Annotated in this window: 2 protein-coding genes; one reads left to right on the top strand and one right to left on the bottom strand. The window is 59.1% G+C overall.

Going from position 1 to position 2,725, the window contains the following annotated elements; translation table 11 throughout:
* Positions 1–942 (top strand): C39 family peptidase (locus DWZ01_RS10960; protein ID WP_233506211.1); only part of this gene is annotated, 942 nt, incomplete at its 5' end.
* A 188-nt stretch (positions 943–1,130) separates the two neighbouring features.
* Here the strand turns inward: DWZ01_RS10960 and arcC are convergent.
* A complete protein-coding gene (arcC, locus tag DWZ01_RS10500; RefSeq protein ID WP_006235166.1) occupies positions 1,131–2,093 on the bottom strand; it encodes a carbamate kinase in 963 nt (320 codons plus the stop codon).
* Positions 2,094–2,725: the final 632 nt, after the last annotated feature.

The raw sequence follows: 2,725 nt of genomic DNA, 5'->3' as shown, positions 1-2,725 counted from the left end.
TATGTGCGGCGTAGGCCGCTTATTAGCCCGTCCAAGAATTGGGGCGCAGTTCAAGAGCAGCCCGGGGCTTCTTCGCGGCGGCAAAGCCGTACCGTGCAGCAGTCAGACCGCGTGAGTACGAGCACACGTCAACGCCAGACCGACACATCGCAGCCACGCCGCTACGATCGCCGTAAGACCGACTACTACGTCAAGCGCACCTTTTCGCGACCTCAACGCGATCGCGGCAATTCCGTCCCTCACCCCGCGTCGCACACCACAAGCCACGCGCTTCCGGCCCGCCGTCTACGCCTTGCGCTTTGCTCCATCGCCGCCTGCCTCGTCTTTGTGTTTTTGGGATCCTGTATCTCCCACGGATCAGCCGGTCTTGAGCCCACTGCCGAGGACAAGCTGCTTAAAGCTCCCGTCGCGCCCGGTTACTCCTTTGCGTTCTCGACCCCACGCTCGCAATGGCAGGCCGGTGTCATGCCCCACATCTACCAAATTGACCCCGCATGGTCGGAGCTGCCCTATGCCGGCGGCACTATTCGCGAAAACGCTTGCGGTCCTACCTGCCTCACCATGGTCTATATCTTTAAGACCGGCCATACCGATAAGACGCCGGTCGATATATGCGCACTGGCCGAAGCCGGCAACTACGCCCCCACCGGTGCCACCGAATGGTCGTTTATGACAGGCGGTGCGTGGCAGCTGGGGCTCAACGGAACACAGCTCTATAACGATCGTGAATCGATTGCCCAAGCACTTCGCTCGGGTGCGCCCGTCATCGCCGCAGTGCGCCCCGGTACGTTTACCAACGTAGGCCACTACATCGTGCTCTACGGCATCGACGATGCCAACCAGATTGGCGTCTACGACCCCAACTCGGCCAGCCGCAGCGCCCGCCGCTGGGGCGTCGTAGAGGTCCTCAACGAAGTCGAAGCCATGTGGGCCTACTACTAGTCATTGGGGACAGACTTAAATGAGTGGTCATTGGGGACGCTCTTGTTTGACTAGTCGTTTAAGAACGTCCCCAATGACTAGGTGAATAGCAAAAGCCCCGCAGTCGGAGCGGACTGCGGGGCTCATGAAGAGAGGCTAGTTTGTGGGCGCTTTGCCTGGCGCCCACAAGAGAGGCAACAGAGTAGAGACTACTCGTGGATGCGGGTACCGGAGAGGCCAGCCATGGTCTCGGCGGCCTTGTCCAGAGCGCCGATGATGCAGGTGCGGCCCTTGCGGGAACGGGCGAACTTGATGGCAGCGCGGACCTTGGGCTCCATGGAACCCTTGCCGAACTGGCCCTCGTCGGCCAGGCGCTCGGCCTCGTCGGCGGTGAGGTCCTCGAGCTCCTCCTGGTTGGGCTTGCCAAAGTTGATGGCGACATGCTCAACGGCGGTCAGCAGGAACAGAACGTCGGCGTCGCAGTCCTCGGCCAGCAGCTCGCCGCCCAGGTCCTTGTCGATGACGGCGGGAACGCCCTTGTAGCAGCCCTTGTTCTCGTAGTCGCGGACGACGGGGATGCCGCCGCCACCGCAGGCGATGACGATGAACTCGTTGTCGAGCAGGTTGAGGATGGAGTCAGCCTCGACGATCTTCTTGGGATCGGGGGAAGCGACGACGCGACGCCAGCCGCGGCCGGAATCCTCGACGAAGACCTTGGAGGGATCCTCGGCCATGAACTCCTTGGCCTGCTCCTCGGTGTAGAAGGGGCCGATCGGCTTGGTCGGGTTCTTGAACGCGGGATCGTCGGGGTCGCACTCGATCTGGGTGACGACGGTGGCGGCGTGCCAACGCTTATAGCGCTTGTGCATCTCGCGGCCGATGCCCTGCTGCAGGTGATAACCAATGTAGCCCTGGGACATGGCGCCGCACTCGGGCAGCGGCATCTCGGGGGTGCCGATGGCATCGTGGGCAGCGGCGAAGGCGTTCTGGATCATGCCGACCTGCGGGCCGTTGCCGTGGGTGATGATGATCTCGTTGCCCTGCTCGATGAGACCGAGGAGAGCGTGGGCGGTGTTGCTCACGGCCTCGATCTGCTCGACGGGGTTGTTGCCGAGGGCGTTGCCGCCAAGGGCGACGACAATACGATCGGGCTTGCCAAGAGGCTTAGACATTGCTGGAATCCTTTCTGTAAAAGGCCTACAACCCATTAATAACCCGCGTCCGTGCGATACGCGAGTTTATTAAGGTTTATATTCTCTTTATCGCTCATTTTATTCATTTTGAAAATAGCGGAACGGTGAACGGTCGTTTTTATCCGCTCAGCGTACAGAACTCCAGCTCAGACATATCTACGTAATTTACGTGCGACTTTATTTAAATGAAGCGAGGATTATGTCGGATTATGCAAACTACATCTCTGCTAAACACAAAACAGACAGCGCAATATCTTACTCGCACTATACGAGATTCTATGCACATATAAGTCGAGTATGCACCCCTGCAAAAACAAGGGGCTTTTCATCCAGCATAAGGAATAAAGAAGAGCTCCGAAAAGGCGGCAACAGCCAAGTCCCCCATCCATCCCCAAAGTGGCGCGAGGTTTCGCGGCAAAGCCGCGAAACAGCGAAAGGGACGGAATACCCGCCAACTACGTCCTTCATCCGCCCACACAATCCGAGGACGTAGTCGTAGCAGGATCTGAGGGCTGACCTTCGCGGACACTCCGCAGGACGAAAGAACCCCCGCCGCACGTTGAACTGCCTCCCATTTCTTGGACACAAGAAATGGGAGGCTTTTTTATGGC

The organism is Collinsella sp. AF28-5AC (assembly GCF_003457875.1).
Classification (GTDB): Bacteria; Actinomycetota; Coriobacteriia; order Coriobacteriales; family Coriobacteriaceae; genus Collinsella.
Note: the sequence above shows the minus strand (reverse complement) of the source record. Positions and strands in the feature narration are given on the sequence as shown.

Coding starts and splice junctions, on each gene's coding strand:
- arcC (WP_006235166.1), bottom strand. CDS start 2,093: ATGTCTAAGCCTCTTGGCAAGCCCGATCGTATTGTCGTCGCCCTTGGC.